Raw genomic sequence first — 20,037 nt, forward strand, 5'->3', positions numbered from 1 at the left:
CTTAGCGTATTCGCGCAATTAGAACTTAAGTGCGCGGTAGCGTAGGGTGACGTCGCCGTATGGGGTTGCACCGATTAGGCGAACTTTCCATTTACCACCTTCTGGGTTTTCAAACTGGCACAGCTGATTTGCGCCGCTGTTAGTTGACTCACAATCAGCTTTGAACACCGATGGACGGCGCTGGTGGCTGACGTATAAGTTGACGTCGCCCCAACCACCTTCTAGTTCAATGTCGAGGTAATCGAAACCTGCAGGGATCTCAATAGTGTAGTTTTTCGGCCAGAACCACCCAGAGATATTGGTATATTCACCGGCTTCTTCAGCAACAGGCTCTGCAGCGTCAATTGCCACAATCACAGGGTCATGATCTGAAGCGCGATACGCATGCGGCGCATACAAGCTTGCTTGTTGCGAGTCAGATTTAAACTCGACGTTGTAATCAAGTACGCGTGGCTCGTCGGCGTTGATGTGCCAATCGGTTGCTGCAATCACTTTATTCATCAAGCTTGGTGATGCTAGGGCGTGATCAAGACTACCAAGGCGACCTTGGAAATTGTACGAATAACCTAGGGTGTCGCCATCTAGGGTGGGGATCACATTGGCATATCCTGCATCCGCAAAAGCGCTAATTGGGTCTTCTTTAGCATAGGCGTTCATATCACCGACGATAATGATGTCGTCGTCATTCACACCCGTTGGTTTGGTTGCCAGCCATGCGCTGAACTCAGTCGCGCCTGCTACTCGCGTTGCGTTGTAACACGCTTGACCGTCATTTTGGTCAGCATCTAAGCCTTGTGCACTGCGACAACCACCTTTTGATTTTAGGTGTGCCACTGCGACTGTGATGACTTCTTTGCTGTCTTTATGCTGGAAGCTCTGCGCAATAGCTGCTCTGTTGCCATATGACAAAGCACCTTGGTCGTTAATTGCTGGTGTGCCTTTTTCGATAATGCGGTCGCGACGATAAATGAGTGCGGTGGTAATTTGGTCAGTGCCGATTTGGTCAGTGCCAAAATGCACATAGGCATATCGATCCTGTGCTGTTGCTTTATTGAGTGCATTCACCAACGAAGCCAATGCGCTGTTTGCACCAAAGCCATCGTTTTCGATTTCCATTAAGCCAATAATGTCGGCGTCAAGCGCGGTGATTGCACTGACCAACTTGTGTTGTTGGCGTTCAAATTCAGCAACGCTATCAGCACCGCGAGGTGTTGGGAAGTCACCTTGCATGCCATCGCCATTAAAGTAATTAAGCACGTTAAAGCTGGCTACTTTAAAGTCGCCGTGCGCAGATAGCTCGGCGCTTGCTACACGTGGATTGTTGGCAATGAACTGCACCGAATCGGTAGGGTGCAAACGATATTGGTTGAAGCTATAGCCCAATACCCCAGTAAGCCCTGACACACTGTCGCCTAAGCGCAGCGTATTATATGCATCAAGACCACCTGCAGGATATGGAATGACTTCTGGGTTTTGTTGTGTAGAGCCATCATCTAGCAACAATTGCTTCAGTTGATTTTGTGCTTCATGGGCATTGGCAGCATCGCCTGGCATCGCTACTTGCGTACCTTGATACAAACGCTCTGACGCCAAGCCCACTTCACCGTAACGCGCTAGGTTGTAATGATCTATCACATACAGAGGTTGTGATACTCGTACCAGCATGCCTTCATAGGCTTCGAGGTCAGCTGTGCTGGCAACAGGAAGACTGATTTCTGTGGCCGTTACGTCTGTTGTGCCACAGTTCACCAGTGCATCCACATCTTTTAATTGCGTAGCATCATAATATTCATCCACTGTTGCGCTTAGACGAACAATATCACCCACATTTACGTCAAACTCGGTGTTATAAACGAAAATGCCTTCAGAAGTGGCCGCGTTATCATCAGCAACTAATGACGACAAGAAGAAGCCACGCAGCTGATTTGCTGCTTGGAAGTCAGCGCTAACAACGGCCTCTACCACAACATTTTGGCCTTTAAGAGGGCTTTGCGCTGTAGCGCCTTGAATGCTGTGAATGGGCGTTGCAGGGTCTGCACAGGTTAGCGTAGGTTCAGGATTTGGATTAGGATCAACAGGGCCTACACCGCCGCTATATTGACCTAAGTCAGTGATATCGTCACGTGGTGCCGCGGTGAAATACACGCTTGGGTTATAGGCAGAGGTAATATCGGTGCGTCGCGGTGAGCCGTCAATACGACGTAGTGTTAGGTTCTGCGTTTTTAGCTCAGAGGTGCCCCAAAAGCTACCTGGGTCGACGCCAACTTGGCCAATACTATCAATTACTTCACCATCTTTGCTGAGCACAATTGCATCATCACCGTTGTACCAGCTAAAAGAGTTTAATTGTTGTGCTAGCGCTTTGGTTGGGGTGTATGCACCTGCGTTTACTACTACGTGGGTAGATTGAGGAGCAATAGTGCCTATCAACGGATAGTTTGTTCCCGCTGATGTGCTGCCATTGAAATAATAAGCAACACTATAGTCACTTAGGTCAATGGCATTATCAGTTGGATTGTAAAATTCTAGCGCTTTGTTGTTACTGCTGCCTTCAATATATTCTGAAATAAATATTTGCGCATTAGCAGAGATGGATGCAAGTGCACCTGCGATTGCAAGGGCGATTGCTGTTGGAGCCTTTGTTGTCATTTCGGAGTCCCGTTATTCTTGTTAGAACCTTAAAAAAGGGTACGTCAGTGTACGGGCGAAAGATTACACTAATTGTACCGAAATGTTAAAAATTTGTTTTCAAACAAGGTAAAAAAAACGGCGCCCTAAAGCGCCGTGTATATTGTGTTACTTCTCATTGAGCCAAATGGCCGCTTTTTTCGCAAAGTAGGTCAAGATACCATCGGCACCGGCACGTTTAAATGCAAGTAATGACTCCATCACAATCTCGCGCTCCGCAAGCCAGCCATTGTTAATAGCAGCCATATGCATGGCGTATTCGCCACTTACTTGATAGGCAAAGGTAGGAACGGCGAACTCGTCTTTGACGCGACGAACAATATCCAAATAAGGCATGCCCGGTTTGACCATGACCATATCAGCGCCTTCTTGTAAGTCCAAAGCGACTTCACGCAAGGCTTCATCTGAATTCGCTGGGTTCATTTGATAGGTTTTTTTATCTGCACCTTTGAGGTTGCCCGCTGAGCCTACGGCATCACGAAATGGTCCATAGTAGCTTGATGCATATTTAGCTGAGTAGGCCATGATTTGAGTATGGATAAAGCCGTGTTCTTCCAAGGCTTCACGAATAGCACCAATGCGGCCATCCATCATGTCTGAAGGAGCAACAACATCAGCCCCTGCTTGTGCGTGTGATAAAGCTTGCTTCACTAATATTTCTGTTGTGACGTCATTAATCACGTAGCCATCGTCATCAATGATGCCATCTTGGCCGTGTACAGTAAAAGGATCTAAAGCGATATCGGTGATAATACCGAGCTCTGGTACGGCTTCTTTGAGTGCACGTACAGTGCGTTGTGCGAGGCCTTCAGGGTTGTAGGCTTCTTCGCCATGCAGCGACTTTTTATCGCTTGGCGTTACTGGGAACAGCGCAATGGCAGGCACGCCTAACTGCGCCAGCTCTTTAGCTTCTTCAATTAATAAATCAATGGAAAGGCGCTCAATACCCGGCATGGATTCAACGGCTTCACGACGATTCTTACCTTCGAGCACAAAAACAGGATAAATCAGGTCATTAACACTGAGTTGATGTTCTTGCGTTAAGCGGCGAGAAAAATCGTTTTTGCGCAAACGGCGCATGCGTGTGTAAGGAAATAGATCCAACCCTGACTGTGGCATAGTGCTCTCCTGAAACTAGAACTTGGCTGAGGTTAAATAGTACCAGCTAATGGTGGCGCGCGCTCAGCGTAAATAGCAATTAATTGATTCTACTCAATATGTTCAAATACTTCTAAAGGTGAAAAAGGCGCTTGAAGTTATCACTGGTAATCGCTGCCATTCGTGCTTCGCTCAGTTGGAAATGGTTACTGAGGTGGGTGATAACATAGGGCAAATGAGCAGGCTCACAGCGGCGAGATTTGGGCTTGGGACGAATAGTGCGCGGTAACAAGTAAGGTGCGTCGGTCTCACTCAGAATGCGCTCTACAGGAATAACATTCAGCGCTTGGTTCAATTCTTGTGAGCGGCGCTCATCACATACCCATCCTGTTATACCCAAATAAAGACCTAGTTCGAGGTATTGCTCAGCCTGTTTTGGACCACCTGTAAAACAATGCAAAACGCCTCGTGGAGCATGCTCTTTTAGTATTGCCAGCATGTCGTCACTTGCATCACGCTCATGCAAATACACAGGCATGTTTAACTCATTGGCCAGAGCCAGCTGGCGAGTAAATACCTCGCGTTGTTGCTCGCGCGGTGAGAAGTCGCGGTTATAATCAAGGCCACATTCACCAATGGCAATAACATGTGGGTGGGCCGCAAGCCAGCGAAGGTTTTCTTCTAAGTTGGCGCTGGCATCTTTGGCATTATGAGGATGTACGCCCGCACAGCTATAAAAGCCATAGTGCTGCGCCAAGGTGTGGGCATCATGACTATCTTGTTCATCGCAGCCAATCAGCATCATTGATGTGATGCCAGCTTCGCGGGCGCGCAGCACGACTTCGTCAGTATCTTTACTGAATTGACTGCTAGTAAGATTAACGCCCGCGTCTATCATATTTAGTCAGTGCGTTTAACGCGAATAGATTTATTAAGACCTTGTTTTTTCAGTAAGAATGAGTTGAACATCGCACGGCTGATCACAACTGTATCACCTGATTTGAGTATAAATGACTCAGCACCTTGCTGACGCCACACCTGACCATTGTCTAGGGTGATGATGAGCTCACCATATGGTGCTTCTTTCACCTTAGTCACTTTAGCGACTAATTCATCAGCAGAATTTTCTTCTATTTGCTTATGCTCAAGGCCAAAATCATCTGCTTTATGCTCGGCTGCTGTTGCTGCACTCGCTCTTGGGGCGGCTTGCTCAGGAAGGTTTTTTTCTTTGTTCTTACCTTTCCCTTCGCCTTTGCTCTTTTGGCGCTGTGCATCAATAGGCTCACCCGCGACAACATTGTCGTAGCAAAGCAAACGACGAAAATCGTTTTCAATCATGCTACAGGCTTTAAGGGCCTGTACGTTAACGCCATTATTGGCTATTGCCGGCACAGCAACTGTCGTTAATAAAATAAGTGAGGCTGGCACAAGGTATTTGTTCATTGTCTTTCTTCCTGTGATGGTTTTGCGCTATAAAACCCCGCCAGAATAAGGCCTAGCTCGAACAGTAGGAGCATGGGGAGCGCGAGTAACGTTTGTGACAATACATCCGGTGGTGTTAAAAACATGGCCACTACGAATGCACCAACAACAATGTAAGGGCGCTTTTGCCTTAGGCTATCAGTTGTTGTTGCGCCACTCCAGCACAATAACATAATTGCGACTGGGATCTCGAAGGCTACGCCAAAAGCAAAAAATAGCTTTAGAGCAAAGCCAAGGTAACTGCTGATATCAGGCGTCAAAGTCATGACTTCTGGGCCGATACCGGTAAAAAAGCCCAGTACAATTGGCAGTACTATAAAGTAGCAAAAAGCGATGCCGCTATAAAAAAGTAAAATGCTTGAGAGCAGCACGGGAATCAACATCCGCTTCTCATGTTGATACAGGCCAGGTGCTATAAACGACCAAACTTGATGCAAAATAAAGGGAATTGCAGCGAAAAGAGCAACAAAAAGCGTTAACTTGAATGGGGTGAAAAAAGGGGCTGTCACATCCGTAGCGATCATGTGGCTGTTTTCGGGCAAATGATCGAGCAAGGGGGCTGCAACAAACGCATAAATGTCGTTGGCAAAGTACACCAAGGCGATAAAGATCACCAACACGGATAGTAGGGCTCGTACTAGGCGGTTGCGTAGTTCAACCAAATGGGCAATAAAGCCACTTGCTTGGGTTTCACTCATCTTTGTTACTACTTTGCTGCTTTTGTTTGTCGTAGCTGCGAGTTACAGATTGGGCTGCTTTTTCTAACTCTTTCACTGAGTCTTGTAGTTCGCTGGGTAAGTCTTCCATATTCTGCTGTTCAGCCTTTTTTAGGTTTTGATGCAGTTCGTGGACACGCAGTTCTTCACTGACTTCCGCAGAAATATGGTTAGCCATTGTTTTTATGCTTTTTATCCAGCGACTTACTGTGCGAATAGCGACAGGCAAGCGCTCAGGCCCGAGCACAATGAGTCCGACGATAAAAACGACAACCAGCTCCCACATTCCCATATGGGTTATACCTTATCTTTAGGTTGCTCTGGCGACTTTTCTTCAGTCTGTTCTTTGCTTTGAGTTAGCTTTTGTTCTTCAGGAGTTTGCTCTGACTTTGCTTGCTTGTCATCGTCAGCAACAGCATTTTTGAAGCCTTTGACCGCATTACCTAAATCACCACCGAGGTTGCGCAATTTCTTGGTACCAAAAATAAGAATGATGATTGCAAGAATGATTAATAACTGCCAAATACTAATACCGCCAATGCCCATAATGTTCTCCGAAGTAGTCGTTAACGTGCTGCGCAGTATAGCGCGCAAAGCACTATTGTCATAGGGTTATGCGCCCTTGCGCCAAGCCCAAATTAATGCCGCCAAACCCGTCACCGCAGCGATAGACGATGCCACGTTATGTCCTGCTAAGGTTAGTAGAGCGGCAATGATCAGGCCACTACACCCAGCAAGAGCCAAAATAATAGGGCGCTGACTCACCGCGGGTGGCGGTGTGGGATGTTGTTGGCGTTTGAGGCTGTGATAAATAAGATCCGGTAACTCAGGCATTTTTTCAGCCCAAAACGGCAAATTAGCATACATTTGTTTGGCTACCGCCCACGGACCTACTTGGTCTTTAACCCAATCTTCAAGGAATGGCTTAGCGGTTTTCCATAAATCTAGCTGAGGGTAAAGCTGTCGGCCCAAGCCTTCAACATACAGCAAGGTTTTTTGCAGTAATACCAGTTGTGGCTGCACTTCCATATTGAAGCGCCGAGCGGTATTGAACAGGTTTACAAGTACATGCCCAAATGAGATCTCAGCCAACGGTTTATTAAAAATTGGTTCGCACACGGTACGAATGGCAAATTCAAATTCTTCAATACTGGTGTCGGCAGGCACCCAGCCAGAGTCTACGTGCAATTCAGCTACTTTGCGGTAATCACGATTGAAAAAGGCAATGAAGTTTTCAGCTAGGTAGCGCTTATCTTCTTTGTTTAAGGTACCAACGATACCGCAGTCAATGCCAATGTATTGTGGATCGTGAGGGTTGTCATAAGACACAAAAATGTTACCGGGATGCATATCGGCATGGAAAAAGCTGTCGCGAAATACTTGGGTGAAGAATACTTCAACACCACGCTCCGCGAGCAGTTTCATATTCGTTCCTTGCTTGAGTAGTGCATCGGTGTCAGAAACAGGGATGCCGTAAATACGCTCCATGACCAACACATTGCTGCGGCTGTAATCGCTATATACATACGGAATATACAGAGCAGGCGAGTGTTCAAAGTTGCGGCGTAATTGAATGGCATTCGCCCCTTCACGCATTAAATCCAACTCGTCTAGCAAGGTCTTTTTGTACTCTTTAACAACCTCTACAGGGCGTAAACGGCGACCCTCGCGCAGTAATTTAGCCACGACTGTTGCGAAGTGTTGCATCAGGGTCAAATCGGCGTCGATTTGCTTTTGTATGTTGGGGCGAATCACCTTCACCACGACATCATGGTAGTGACCGTCGTCATCACATAATTTTGCGGTGTGAACTTGGGCGATTGACGCAGAGGCCAAAGGGGTGACCTCGAATTCACCAAACACATCGCTAATATCATCAAGCTCGAGCGCTTTTTCGATAATTTCCTTCGCCTTTTCGCCAGAAAAAGGTGGTACTTGATCTTGCAGCAGTGCTAGTTCGTCGGCGATGTCTGCTGGCAATAAGTCTCGACGAGTAGATAGCATTTGCCCAAATTTAATCCATACAGGGCCGAGCGCCTGCAGTGCCAAACGTAAACGCTTGCCTGCCGACTCATCTTTATGGCGATTGCGTAACCAAAACAAACAGCTGCGCAGTGCCTTGGCAAACCAGGGCAGTTTTTGCTGCGGCAAAAGTTCGTCTATGCCATGTTGTAGTAAGGTTTTGGTGATGAAGTACAATCGCGCTGCCGACACTAGTGACCTCGATGCGTTGTGGATTGACAAGAGTGTGCGAGTAACGCATCTACACGCTGCTCAAGTTGTTGTAGGTCGTTTTTTAATTGCCTGTTTTTTCTAGTAAACTGCTCGATTTCAAGGGGATGTATGGCAACTTTTAATTCGTCTTGAAGTAACGTCAGCACAATATGATCTACCTTGCCTTTGTTGTCCTGAAATTGCTGCTTTGTTTTGCTAATACTTTGCCAAAGAAGCTGTGCAGGGGCGTCGCCTATATAGCCAGACCAGTGTTCTGGCCAGTCTATATCAAGCTCACTAAAAGCTTGGCTAAATGCCTGTGCAAGATGAATGTCACCTTCGATATCCAGCTTATGTTGACGAATCAAATGAGTGAGCAGTGACGGATCTTTGAGTTGCATTAAGGTGTCAGTATCAGCACTGATAAAACAATCATAATGTTCAACTGCTTGCTCGTGCAGTTGCAGCATCAAGCCTTCACTGGCGTACACCACGCTAATATATTGCTGCCAATCACGCACATGCACCACCAAACTCTGTGATTGCACTTTTTTGAGCCGCTCGCTTGCCTGCGAGTCTAGCGAGAGTACACGGTTTGCAAGTGTTTCTATGGCGGCTAAAGCGAAGTGCGCGAGCATGCCCGTTCCTTAAAATTTAAAGCCGCGGTGCAGGGCAACAATACCACCGGTCATGTTTTGATAAGAGGTTTGCTCAAAGCCCACTTCTTGCATCATGCTTTCCAGCGTTTGCTGGTCTGGGTGCATACGAATTGACTCGGCAAGGTATTTGTAGGACTCACTGTCATTGAGTACAACTTCGCCAACTTTTGGCAAGATATTGAATGAGTATAGGTCATACAACTTGGTCAATACTTCGTGCTCAGGCTTTGAAAATTCAAGAATTAACAAACGACCACCAGGTTTAAGTACACGATACATAGACGCAAGCGCTTTGCTTTGGTCGGTGACATTACGCAAGCCGAAGGCAATGGTAATGACATCAATGCTATTGTCTGGGAATGGGAGCTCTTCAGCATTCATCTGTACGTATTCGATGTTGCTTACAAGGCCACGGTCGCGAAGCTTATCGCGTCCCACTTTGAGCATTGAATCATTGATGTCGCCAAGAATAACCTTGCCTGTTTCCCCCACGAGTTGACTGAATTTAGCCGTAAGGTCGCCTGTGCCACCTGCTAAGTCGAGAATGGTTTGGCCGCGACGTGCACCAGAGCTGGCAATCGTTACGCGTTTCCACAGACGATGGATACCAAAAGAAAGCAAATCATTCATTAAGTCGTATTTTGCCGCGACCGAGTGGAATACATCGGCTACATGGGCCGCTTTTTCATTTGCGGCTACGGTCTTAAAGCCAAAATGCGTGGTTTTTTGATCTGCTTCTTTCATGCTCATTCAAGTCTAGAGGGGAAGTTTGCCATAGTGTACTTGAGCCCCAGTAACAGCTCAAGGATTAAGCCACGTAAAGGGCCTTTATCGCCCTGGGTTGTGTTATTTAGTAGGCCGGTGGACGAGTAGATTGGGCAATAAGCTCACTGAGGTTAGGTTCGTTGGTGCGATGGGCAATATGGCAGCTAAAAGCAACGCTGGGTAGTGATTGACCACTGCGCGAGCTGACAAAGCGCAGTTTTGAGATGCCAGTTCTAACTTTCTCAGCAATAACCTGTGTCGTTTCAGCATCAATGTCTGCGAGTAAAATCGTAAATTCGTTGCTTTGAGTACGCCCACTACAGCCACTTTCTTTGGTGTATTTCTGAATTTTACTGGCGACTTTCTCAAGCATGAGGTTCCCTATGAGGTCACCGTAGTTTTGACAAAATGTCTGATAATTCTCGATTTCAACACAAATAACTGACACTTTTTTACCGCCCTCAAACCACATTTGTGCTTGTTTGTTAAGGTAATGGCGATGATACAAACCCGTAAGCGGGTCGATATTGTGCTGGCGTTTGATGTGTTGAAGTTGCGATTTTGCTGCTAAATATTGCTGTTTAACGCGCTCTAACATTTGTTTGAATAAAATGGTTTGCTTGCGTAAGCGCAGGGTGTGCTCAGCTATTTTATGCAAGTAATGGCGCGTCGTTTCAGGGTCGTTCTCATCAAGCCCTTGAGTGCAGCGATCGATTTCTTGATGATAGTTATCTAGGTGCTGTTGGTTAGCTTGGGTGTGGTTTTGCAAATTACCCAGCAAATCACCCACACGTTCCACGAGTTCAGTCTGCTGTTTTTGGTCTTTAGATAAAAAGCGAATGTGCAGCTCTTCCATAAAAACGGAGTCTATGGTTTTTTTGGCTTCTACCGATTTATCAAAACAGCTATTCAATTCATCATGAACGTTGCTGACGTAGGAATATAACACGTGATAGTTCAATGGGGTGGGCGGCAAAGCGTATAGCTCGAGCAAATGACACACTTGGGTCATTTTGTCTTGGGCATTGGCCATGGAGTCATGGAACATCATTTCGCATTTACCACTTATTATTATTGTTTTATAAAGATCCACTAAAACAGGTACATAGCGGATAACCACCTCCTAATTAAAGAACAAAATTGAGCATTTTGGAATAGTTAAAAGTAATTATTCAAATTAACCGAATAAACAATATGCAGCCGTTCACGTAAACCGAGGTTTTGTTCAGTTAATCGCATCGCACTTTGACTGCTTCGGTATGTGGGCTAGAGTAAGCTCATTCGCCAAGCCACACATGAGAAATAACAATAATGCAGCCAACAATGAAGATAAAAAAAATAGCACTTGTCAGTGCGCTTGCTCTGGGGTTAAGTGCCTGTGCGTCTACTGCGCTCAATGATGCTTCTGCCGATGTTGATGCCTCCTTTGAAAAGGTGGCAGAGCAAATAGTGGCATATCGAGACAGCATCAATCCCTACAAAAACGAAGTGGATGGCTACCTACTCCCCAACTTAACGCCCGAGTTTCTAAAGGCGCAATATGAGCAGCGCATGGCGCTGCTTGGCAAGTTAGATGCAATCGATGTAAGCGCGCTTAGTGATGAAAACCAAATTAACCTCAATATTATCCGTGCCCAAGTACAAAACCAGGTTGATGAATATCTGTATAACGCGCATTACATGCCTCTGACTTCTGAATACGGCTTCCATTCATCGCTGTCATTTATGGTGCAACGAGGAGATTACAGCTCAAAAGAGGGGTTTGAGACCTATTTAGAGCGCTTAAGCCAAGTGCCTCGATTCTTTGAGCAAAATATTTATTGGATGAATAAAGGGCTTGAAACTGGGCTGACACAACCAAAAGCAGTACTTGAAGGATATGAAGAGTCGATAGCGGCGTACCTTGTAAAAGAGGCTACTGAGTCTGAGTTTTACGCACCGTTTAAAAATAATACCGCCGGAGTCAGTGACGAGGAGTTTGCAAAGTTGCAGCGCCAAGCACAACAGGTGATTGCACAGCAGGTGATCCCCGCGTATCAAGGCTATTACGACTTTTTTGTAAATACCTACAAGGCAGGGGCGCGTGAGTCAATTGGTATCTCGGCAGTACCTAATGGCGAAGCGTTTTACGCTAACCGCGCTAAGCATTACACCACCACAGACATGACGCCAAAAGAGATCCATGAACTTGGCCTGCAAGAGGTTAAACGCATCCGTGGTGAAATGCAGGCGATTATCGATGAGCTTGGCTTTGAGGGTAGTTTCGCTGACTTTGTTGAATTCCTGCGCACTGACCCGCAATTTTACGCAAAAACACCCCAAGAGCTAATTAAAGAAGCGTCTTACATTGCTAAGAAAATGGATGCGCAGCTGCCGAAACTATTCAAGCTACTGCCGCGTAAACCTTATGGTGTTGAGCCTGTACCTGCGAGTATTGCGCCCAAATACACCACTGGCCGCTACTCTGGAGCTAGTCGTGATGATGAAGCTGGCTTTTACTGGGTGAACACCTATGCACTAGATAAACGACCGCTTTATGTACTCGAAGCGCTCACATTGCATGAAGCAGTGCCCGGTCATCACCTCCAAATTGCGCTTAATGCGGAGCTTGATTATCTGCCAAGCTATCGTCGCAATGCGTATTTATCAGCGTTCGGTGAAGGTTGGGGCTTGTACAGCGAATATCTGGGTATTGAAGCGGGCTTCTATCAAGACCCATACAGTGATTTTGGTCGCTTAACGTATGAAATGTGGCGTGCGGCGCGTTTGGTTGTTGATACGGGGATGCATATGTTCGGATGGACTCGCCAGCAGGCGCTTGATTTCATGAGTTCGAATACCGCGCTATCGCTACACAACGTGAAGACCGAGACAGATCGCTACATTTCATGGCCCGCACAAGCACTGTCGTACAAAATTGGTGAGCTAACAATAAAACGTTTGCGCGCTAAAGCTGAAAAAGCCTTGGGTCACGACTTTGATGTGCGCGAGTTTCACTATCAAGTGTTGCGTCATGGTTCTATTCCACTTAATGTACTAGAACAACAGATAGATCAATACATTGCTAACGAGCTAGCCAAGAAAAAAAGCTAGCGCAAATGTAAAAACTAAGTTGGGCGCTGATGCGCCCTTCGTATTTGAGGTAAAGGCACATTATGCCGATAGTGATAAAGCGCATCCTACTGAGTATTCGCAGCCATATCGATCAGCTTAGTTGGCTGGCCGTTGTCGTTGCAGTGCTTGCGCACATGGGAGTGACGTGGTTGCTGCTGGCGCTCGCTGGCGAGCAGGCTCTGTTATCTCCTAACACCTTCTTTTACTATTACGTAGTAACAACATCGACCGTGGGATATGGCGATTTAAGCCCATCGTCCGATCTGGGTCGCCTGCTGGTGGCCTTGGTGCAAATCCCCTTCGGTTTAGCCCTATTCGGTATGTTGCTCGGTAAAGCAGGACAAACAATTACACAAATAATAAGGCGTACTATGACAGGTGAAAAAGACGTACCGCATTTTGCCAATCACATCATTATGTTTGGTTGGCACCCTGTGCGCACCCGTAAAATGGTGCGCTACATTTTGGCTGATAAAAAACGTGTGCGCAGGGAGATTGTGCTCGCAGTCACCGATGAAATTGAGCATCCATTCTTCTCTGAGCCGGATGTGAGTTTTGTCAGACTTTCGAGCTACACCGATGAAGAGCAGTTACAGCGCGTTGGTATTGGCAGTGCTGATCGCGTTATCGTGGAAGGCGCTGATGATAATCAAAGCTTCACCACTGCGTTAAAGATCAGCAAGTTGGTCAAAGAGTCGGCCCATATTTGCGCGTACTTCGATGATGAAAGTAAAGCACACATGCTTTCAGAGCATTGTGCCAATGTGGAATGTAGCTCCAACCGTACCGCGGAAGTGTTAGTTCGCTCAATGGAAGACCCGGGTGCAAGTCGCGTACAACAAGAGATTATGTCGAGCCTTCACGGCGACACTCATTTCTCCATGGCGATACCCAAAGATGTCGAACAGTTTACGTTCGCGGATATTTTTGAGGTATTTAAACGCCAGTATGACGCCACTATTTTGGGCATTGCACACAATCGAAGTGCCCTTGATATGGACTTAAATCCGCCGCTGGATTACGCCATTCAAGGTGGTGACATAATTCACTATATCGCCCCAGAACGTGTATTAGCCTCAGAGGTTAAGTGGCCAAAATAAAACCTTAACTAATCCCGCATTAGCCAACCCAGAGCTTGGGTGGCTGATGTTGGGGGCGCCTTCTATTCCTGCAGCACTACCTATTTTCATGTTCTTTTGTACTTTGCGTACAGCACAAATCAAAAAGCAAATTAAATTCAAAATATAGAGTCGCTAGTCGATTTTATGCTTTTAAATCGGATTTTTAGGTGCTAAAGGAATAAATTAGTCAAAACTTTTATTTTCTCCCCCTTGTGTGTAAGTGCCAATAGTGTATTTTGTCTACAAAACAGGACACATTTATCACTACATGAGGATGTTATGAAATTAGAATCCATTGCACTGCATCACGGTTACATTGCCGATAAACCAACTCGCGCAGCCGCTGTGCCGATTTATCAAACTACATCATTTACGTTTGATGATACGCAGCATGGTGCGGACTTGTTCGATTTGAAAGTGCCGGGCAACATCTACACTCGAATCATGAACCCCACCACAGATGTACTTGAGCAGCGCGTTGCGGCCCTTGAAGGAGGAATTGGTGCGTTGGCAGTGGCGTCAGGGATGGCGGCTATCACCTATGCGCTTCAGGCTATTTGTGAAGCGGGTGACAATATTGTTAGTACCAGCCAACTATACGGTGGCACCTATAACTTGTTCGCCCATACTCTGCCAAAGCAAGGCGTGAACGTAAAAATGGTGGCATTCGATGACTTCGAGGGGTTTGATGCGGCGATTGACGACAACACCAAAGCCGTGTTTTGCGAGTCAATAGGAAATCCCGCTGGGAATATTGTCGATATTGCCCGTTTAGCTGAGCTTGCTCACAAGCATGGTGTGCCTTTAATTGTTGATAATACGGTGGCAACGCCATTCTTATGTCGCCCGTTTGAGTTTGGTGCCGATATTGTGGTGCATTCACTCACGAAATACATGGGCGGGCATGGCACCAGTATTGGTGGTGCAATTGTTGACTCTGGTAACTTTGATTGGGCGGCGAATAAAGCGCGCTTTGCAGTGATGAATGAGCCCGACCCCTCTTATCATGGTGTGGTGTATACCGAAGCACTCGGCACTGCGGCCTATATTGGTCGCTGCCGTGTAGTGCCGCTGCGTAATACTGGCGCTGCGATATCACCACAGAATTCCTTTAATATTCTCCAAGGTATTGAAACACTGGGATTGCGAATGGAACGTCATTGCGACAATGCACAAAAGCTCGCCGAGTATCTGCAAGGTCACGATAAAGTATCATGGGTAAACTATGCGGGCTTGAGTGACAGTCCTTATCGCGCTAACGCCGAAAAAATAACAGGCGGTAAAGCGTCAGGGATCCTGAGTTTTGGTGTGAAAGGCGGGGCGCAAGCTGGTGCTAAATTCATTGATGCTCTGCAAATGATTTTACGCTTGGTTAATATTGGCGACGCCAAGTCTTTAGCGTGCCATCCAGCGTCAACAACACATCGACAGTTAAACGATGAAGAGCTTGCTTCTGCGGGGGTTAGTGCCGATTTAGTACGTATTTCAGTGGGTATCGAGAACATTGACGACATTATTGCCGATGTAAGCCAAGCACTTGATCAGGTATAGCAAGCTAATACATTTAGACAACTTCCAAGCCACCAATTAAGGTAGTCTTTTATACACAAATTCCTGCTCAGTAATTAGTGGGGATTTGTGTGTAACAGGTAGGCTGCGAGTGTAGGTTTTATATTTTGAGATCTCCATTGTCTCGAGCTAAATCACAGGATTAGCCAATAATTCAGTGACGGACTGATTTTGATTCATCCACTTACTAGTTTTATCACAGCGCCACTCAAGAGACTTAATAATTAACGGGTAGACATCTGCTAAAGTTGTATTATTAAAAACTGGTTCGTGATGACCACATCTGTTCCTAAATTTTCTTATTATGTAGCAGGCATCCTTTAACTCTTTTCTAATTTCCTTTGCTGTCAAAGAGTCTGGTGCATTTGAAAATGTTTGTGCAATATACGGCTTCCAAATACGCCCGTCATGCCTGCTGGTTAACATGTTTTCAAACCATACAAATTTGATTTCTGGTAGCAGCTTGCCAACACCCTGATAGTTACCGTTCAAGGCTGAAAGTAAAGTCCTTTTATCTAAGCCATTTAAAGAGTTTTGAAAAACTGAATTAGTAGGCCAATCCTGACCGTATCGAATGCTTATAGCGTCAGATATGGCATTTCGAATCGCCACTTCATAAATATGCAAAGGAAAGAAGAATCGGCTTGAAAGTTCTGCATTCCATTCATAAAGTTTCAGTGCCAATAAATTGCAATTGTCGCCAGTTGCAGAGATAACCGCTTGGCGGTATGTGGAAAATCGATTGATAGAAAGAGTATGTTCTATTGCTGTATATGGCATTCGTTCTCCTTTGAGTAATATTGACGAGCGCGTCATTTTCATCTAGTATTGATCTTGAGCGCTTTGGATATCCCTGCATATGCAGCCCACCAAAGACATACGATATACGAGAAAAACCATGCATTTGCGTGGTTTTTTTCATTCTAAAGCAATAATTTTCGAATTACGAGAAAAGCCCACTGCCACCTTAGCAGAAGGGTGAGTCGCTTCATAAACCTCAGATAACTTTTTACGACTAACATGCGTGTAAAGTTGTGTAGTGAGGATACTGGCATGGCCTAGCATTTCTTGGATGTGAAGAAGAGCAGCGCCGTTATCTAACATTGTAATTGCTGTGTTATGGCGGTAAAGGTGGCACGCGCCAGTACGATCAAACCCCGCTAGTTTCACATACTGAGATGCCAAATCAGACAACTTACCTGGCACATAGCGATTGCCATTGTTAGCCAAGATCCGATGAAGGTAAACATTGGGCGAATCTTACCAATGTAGAAAGCTAACCACGCACATCCTCGCAAACTGACTCGCACCAACCTTTCCTTTGCGAAGAACGCCAACCAGCTTGCTGTTGAAATCAATGTCATCAATATTCAGTTTAACCAATTCACCTCGCCTGATGCCCGTAGCAAAAAATGTTTCAAGAATAGCGCGATCACGAAAACCTTTAATCCCGAACATCAGTGGCTGTTTTAAAATAGTTTCTATTTCTTCTGTCGTATAGAGCGACTTAGGAATCTGCTCATTCTTTGAAGGGAGTTCGATATTTTCAAGCGTATTTGTTGGTAGCAGTTTTTTGATGTGCATGACCTTTACGCAATGCTTTGCCTATAAATGAGATAGCAAACTAAGGTGACAAAAAGCGAGTTGAGACTCGCTTTTTATGTCATGTGGTGTTTATTTTTCACCTGCAAATGCGCGTGCCATAAATGGCGGCTCGCACAGTGCACCTTGGTGAATGCCTGGTGTGTAATATTCAGTTTGTAAGGCGATAGGATCACACGCACGGAAACCGTCGAAGCCCATGCCTTTGCGCGCTAGCGTTACTGACCACAAACCCGAAGGGTAGATTGGCTGTGGGAAAGGGAGGGTTTGCAGCGCACCAAAACCGACTTGCTTCATCGCGCCACGCATTTCTAATAGCAGCGGCATGTGCATCAGAGGGCTTTCGCTTTGTTGTACTAACACACCGCCAGGACGCAATGCTTTCAAGCAGCTCTCGTAGAATGCATGGTTAAATAAACCTTCACCTGGGCCAACAGGGTCTGTGCCATCAACAATCACCACGTCGATAGACTCAGGCGCTGCTTCACGCATGTATTTGATGCCATCATCAAATAACAGCGTTGCACGCGGATCTTCGTTTGAGCTGCATAGCTCAGGGAAGTATTTAAGCGACATTTCAGTCACTACTTGGTCAATATCGATTTGTGTGACTGACTCTACGCTGTCGTGCTTTAGCACCTCACGTAACGTGCCGCAGTCACCACCACCGATAATCACCACGTTTTTTGGATTTGGGTGACTAAACAGTGCAGGGTGGGCGATCATTTCATGGTAGAAGAAGTTTTCGCGGGTACTCACCATGGTGCAACCGTCAATGATCATAAGGTTGCCAAAGTCAGTCGTTTCATACATGGCTACATGCTGAAATGGAGACTGTTTTTCTTCCAGTAATTTGTTGATACGCAGTGAGAATGCACTGCCATCACGGTCACTGATTTCTGTAAACCAGTGGTTTTTATCTAAACTTGTCATGAGTTAAATAATCGCCAGTTGTTGAGAAGCGCAATTTTGCCAGTGAGCAACCCAATGCTCAATCAAATTTTAGCGCCATTTATATGATTTTCTATTCGCTAGTCGTATTAAGAGGTATTAAAATAGCGGCAAAACACAGGTTATTTTTGAGAGTACATTATGCAAAAGGGTTCCCAGGTGGTCCACCCAACCGGTTACCAAGGCGCGCAGGCTGTCTATAACGTCAGTCATTGGAGTGACGGTTACTTTGATATTAACGAACGCGGTGAGTTGGTTGCGTATCCAGATGGCGACAACTCAAAAGACGGTTTAGCGTTAAATACCTTGGTTGAGCGTTTTAAAGAGCAAGGGCTTACATTACCAGTATTGGTGCGCTTTACTGACATTTTGCAACACCGCGCGACGCGCTTGATTGCTGCTTTTTCACAAGCAAAGCAAAGCAAAGAATACCGTGGTGAGTATACCTGTGTGTATCCAATTAAAGTGAACCAACAGCGTTCAGTGGTGAACAAGTTACTGGCTCATGATAGTGGCCAAGTGGGTCTTGAAGCTGGCTCTAAACCTGAGCTAATGGCAATTCTTGGTTTGGCGCAAAAAGACATCACTATCGTCTGTAATGGCTACAAAGACAGTGAGTTTATGCGTCTTGCCTTGATTGGTCAGGCAACGGGTCACAAGGTCAATATTGTGATTGAAAAGCTCTCAGAGTTAGACGCTTTGCTTAAAGAAATGGAAGCGATGAACCTCGAAGCGCCGATTGGTATTCGTATCCGTTTGAATTCAGTCGGTAAGGGAAAATGGCAAAATACCGGTGGTGAGCGTGGTAAGTTTGGCTTAACAGCCTCGCAAGTGTTGAGTGCTGTCGACAAGCTGAAAACGCACAACAAACTACACTTGCTGGAGCTGGTGCACTTCCATATCGGCTCACAGATCGCCAATATTCGTGATATTCACCGCGCCCTCACAGAATGTGCGCGTCATTATGCTCAATTGTTCAAAATGGGCGTACCACTGAAAACGGTCGATGTCGGTGGTGGCCTTGGTGTCGATTACGAAGGCTCAGGCTCGCGCAGTAGTTGTTCTATGAACTACACCGTCGAAGAATATGCGCGTAACGTGGTCTCTGCATTTGCAGAAGTCAGCGACAGCAATGATATTCCTCATCCGGCTATCATTACGGAATCTGGACGCGCATTAACAGCACATCATGCAGTGCTTATCACCGATGTTATCGATGTTGAGCGGGCGCCGAATAATCCAGTCACACTTGCCGCTGATGCAGACTTACCAAAAGTAGTTATGGAGATGCACCAAACTTGCCACAGCGTGAATCCGCGTATGGCACTAGAGAGCTATCACGATGCCATGCATCTGTTTAGTGAAGCCCATAGTCAATATGTATTGGGTCTGTTAGATATCGAGCAGTGGGCTTTGGTAGAGCAATTGTATTTTGCTACATTGCACCGAGTACGTGGCTGTTTGAGTGAATCTGCTCGCGCCCACCGTGAAGTCATTGACGAGCTCAATGAAAAGCTGGCTGATAAGCTCTTTGTTAACTTTTCACTGTTCCAGTCGTTACCAGATGTATGGGGTATTGGTCAGTTATTCCCTGTAGTGCCTATTGAGAATCTCGATAAGCCACTTGTTCAGCGCGTTATCATTCAAGACATCACCTGTGACTCTGATGGTCAAATTCGCGAGTATGTAGATGGTGCTGGAGTGGAATCGAGTTTACCCATTCCGCGTTATGAGTTTGGTCAGCAATACCACCTGGCCATGTTCATGGTTGGTGCATACCAAGAAATCCTTGGCGACTTACATAACTTGTTTGGTGATACGGACTCAGTGCATGTAGAAATGCGTGGTGGTGAGTATGCACTTACAAACAAGATAAAGGGTGATAGTGTTGAAGATGTACTCAAGTTTGTACATTATGACAGCAACGCATTGGCGGCGAGTTTTGAGCAGCGTATTAGCGCTATGAGCGCGACTGATGACGCTAAGCAACAATACTTGCAGGAGCTCAAGCACGGCCTCGAAGGCTACACCTATTTCGAAGATTAATCATAGATGTGG

17 protein-coding genes and 1 pseudogene are annotated in these 20,037 nt (G+C 46.0%); 4 read left to right on the top strand and 14 right to left on the bottom strand.

Annotation, left to right across the window (positions count from 1 at the left end; translation table 11 throughout):
• Window positions 1-18: 18 nt before the first annotated feature.
• The 11 genes from AAEU32_RS14275 to AAEU32_RS14325 form a co-directional block, all read right to left on the bottom strand.
• On the bottom strand, window positions 19-2,649 hold the full coding sequence (locus tag AAEU32_RS14275; RefSeq protein WP_421971214.1) for an ExeM/NucH family extracellular endonuclease: 2,631 nt from the start codon (window positions 2,647-2,649) through the stop codon (window positions 19-21).
• 147 nt (window positions 2,650-2,796) lie between these two features.
• Complete coding sequence (gene hemB, locus AAEU32_RS14280; RefSeq protein WP_421971215.1) at window positions 2,797-3,807, bottom strand: porphobilinogen synthase; 1,011 nt, start codon at window positions 3,805-3,807, stop codon at window positions 2,797-2,799.
• Window positions 3,808-3,919: 112 nt separating this feature from the next.
• The gene (locus tag AAEU32_RS14285) at window positions 3,920-4,684 is read right to left on the bottom strand and encodes a TatD family hydrolase (protein ID WP_421971216.1); all 765 of its coding nucleotides are present in this window, start codon (window positions 4,682-4,684) and stop codon (window positions 3,920-3,922) included.
• A 2-nt stretch (window positions 4,685-4,686) separates the two neighbouring features.
• Window positions 4,687-5,229, bottom strand: a complete 543-nt coding sequence (locus tag AAEU32_RS14290; protein WP_421971217.1) for a hypothetical protein — start codon at window positions 5,227-5,229, stop codon at window positions 4,687-4,689.
• Window positions 5,226-5,966 (bottom strand): twin-arginine translocase subunit TatC, encoded by a 741-nt coding sequence (gene tatC / locus AAEU32_RS14295; protein ID WP_421971218.1) that lies wholly within the window; start codon window positions 5,964-5,966, stop codon window positions 5,226-5,228. The genes AAEU32_RS14290 and tatC overlap by 4 nt, the downstream gene beginning before the upstream one ends.
• The gene (tatB, locus tag AAEU32_RS14300; RefSeq protein ID WP_421971219.1) at window positions 5,959-6,276 is read right to left on the bottom strand and encodes a Sec-independent protein translocase protein TatB; all 318 of its coding nucleotides are present in this window, start codon (window positions 6,274-6,276) and stop codon (window positions 5,959-5,961) included. The genes tatC and tatB overlap by 8 nt, the downstream gene beginning before the upstream one ends.
• Window positions 6,277-6,281: 5 nt before the next feature.
• On the bottom strand, window positions 6,282-6,530 hold the full coding sequence (gene tatA / locus AAEU32_RS14305) for a Sec-independent protein translocase subunit TatA (RefSeq protein WP_421971262.1): 249 nt from the start codon (window positions 6,528-6,530) through the stop codon (window positions 6,282-6,284).
• 66 nt (window positions 6,531-6,596) lie between these two features.
• Window positions 6,597-8,198, bottom strand: a complete 1,602-nt coding sequence (ubiB, locus tag AAEU32_RS14310; RefSeq protein WP_421971220.1) for a ubiquinone biosynthesis regulatory protein kinase UbiB — start codon at window positions 8,196-8,198, stop codon at window positions 6,597-6,599.
• Window positions 8,198-8,836 carry a ubiquinone biosynthesis accessory factor UbiJ gene (locus AAEU32_RS14315; RefSeq protein ID WP_421971221.1) on the bottom strand — a complete coding sequence of 213 codons (639 nt, stop codon included), beginning with the start codon at window positions 8,834-8,836 and terminating at the stop codon, window positions 8,198-8,200. The genes ubiB and AAEU32_RS14315 overlap by 1 nt, the downstream gene beginning before the upstream one ends.
• Before the next feature lie 9 nt (window positions 8,837-8,845).
• The gene (ubiE, locus tag AAEU32_RS14320; protein WP_421971222.1) at window positions 8,846-9,601 is read right to left on the bottom strand and encodes a bifunctional demethylmenaquinone methyltransferase/2-methoxy-6-polyprenyl-1,4-benzoquinol methylase UbiE; all 756 of its coding nucleotides are present in this window, start codon (window positions 9,599-9,601) and stop codon (window positions 8,846-8,848) included.
• A 106-nt stretch (window positions 9,602-9,707) separates the two neighbouring features.
• Window positions 9,708-10,673, bottom strand: coding sequence for a GGDEF domain-containing protein (locus tag AAEU32_RS14325; protein ID WP_421971223.1), 966 nt, complete (start codon window positions 10,671-10,673; stop codon window positions 9,708-9,710).
• Window positions 10,674-10,945: 272 nt separating this feature from the next.
• Between AAEU32_RS14325 and AAEU32_RS14330 the strand changes: the two genes are divergently transcribed.
• The 3 genes from AAEU32_RS14330 to AAEU32_RS14340 all read left to right on the top strand — a co-directional run bounded on the left by AAEU32_RS14330 (window position 10,946) and on the right by AAEU32_RS14340 (window position 15,408).
• Window positions 10,946-12,715: a DUF885 domain-containing protein gene (locus AAEU32_RS14330; protein WP_421971224.1), complete on the top strand. Its 1,770-nt coding sequence runs from the start codon at window positions 10,946-10,948 to the stop codon at window positions 12,713-12,715.
• A 62-nt stretch (window positions 12,716-12,777) separates the two neighbouring features.
• Complete coding sequence (locus AAEU32_RS14335; RefSeq protein ID WP_421971225.1) at window positions 12,778-13,836, top strand: potassium channel family protein; 1,059 nt, start codon at window positions 12,778-12,780, stop codon at window positions 13,834-13,836.
• Window positions 13,837-14,136: 300 nt separating this feature from the next.
• Entirely contained in the window at window positions 14,137-15,408 is a 1,272-nt protein-coding gene (locus AAEU32_RS14340; RefSeq protein WP_421971226.1) for an O-acetylhomoserine aminocarboxypropyltransferase/cysteine synthase family protein, read from the top strand.
• Window positions 15,409-15,555: 147 nt separating this feature from the next.
• On the opposite strand, the gene AAEU32_RS14345 is transcribed toward AAEU32_RS14340, so the two are convergent.
• The 3 genes and pseudogenes from AAEU32_RS14345 to speE all read right to left on the bottom strand — a co-directional run bounded on the left by AAEU32_RS14345 (window position 15,556) and on the right by speE (window position 17,961).
• Window positions 15,556-16,206, bottom strand: a complete 651-nt coding sequence (locus tag AAEU32_RS14345) for a hypothetical protein (RefSeq protein ID WP_421971227.1) — start codon at window positions 16,204-16,206, stop codon at window positions 15,556-15,558.
• Window positions 16,207-16,344: 138 nt separating this feature from the next.
• Window positions 16,345-17,010: pseudogene (locus AAEU32_RS14350) on the bottom strand (tyrosine-type recombinase/integrase).
• A 90-nt stretch (window positions 17,011-17,100) separates the two neighbouring features.
• Window positions 17,101-17,961: a polyamine aminopropyltransferase gene (gene speE / locus AAEU32_RS14355; protein WP_421971228.1), complete on the bottom strand. Its 861-nt coding sequence runs from the start codon at window positions 17,959-17,961 to the stop codon at window positions 17,101-17,103.
• 159 nt (window positions 17,962-18,120) lie between these two features.
• Here speE and speA point away from each other — a divergent pair, with 159 nt between their 5' ends.
• Entirely contained in the window at window positions 18,121-20,025 is a 1,905-nt protein-coding gene (gene speA / locus AAEU32_RS14360; protein ID WP_421971229.1) for a biosynthetic arginine decarboxylase, read from the top strand.
• The last annotated feature ends 12 nt before the right edge of the window (window positions 20,026-20,037 follow it).

This window comes from Pseudoalteromonas maris (assembly GCF_049257235.1).
In the GTDB taxonomy this organism is placed as follows: domain Bacteria; phylum Pseudomonadota; class Gammaproteobacteria; order Enterobacterales; family Alteromonadaceae; genus Pseudoalteromonas.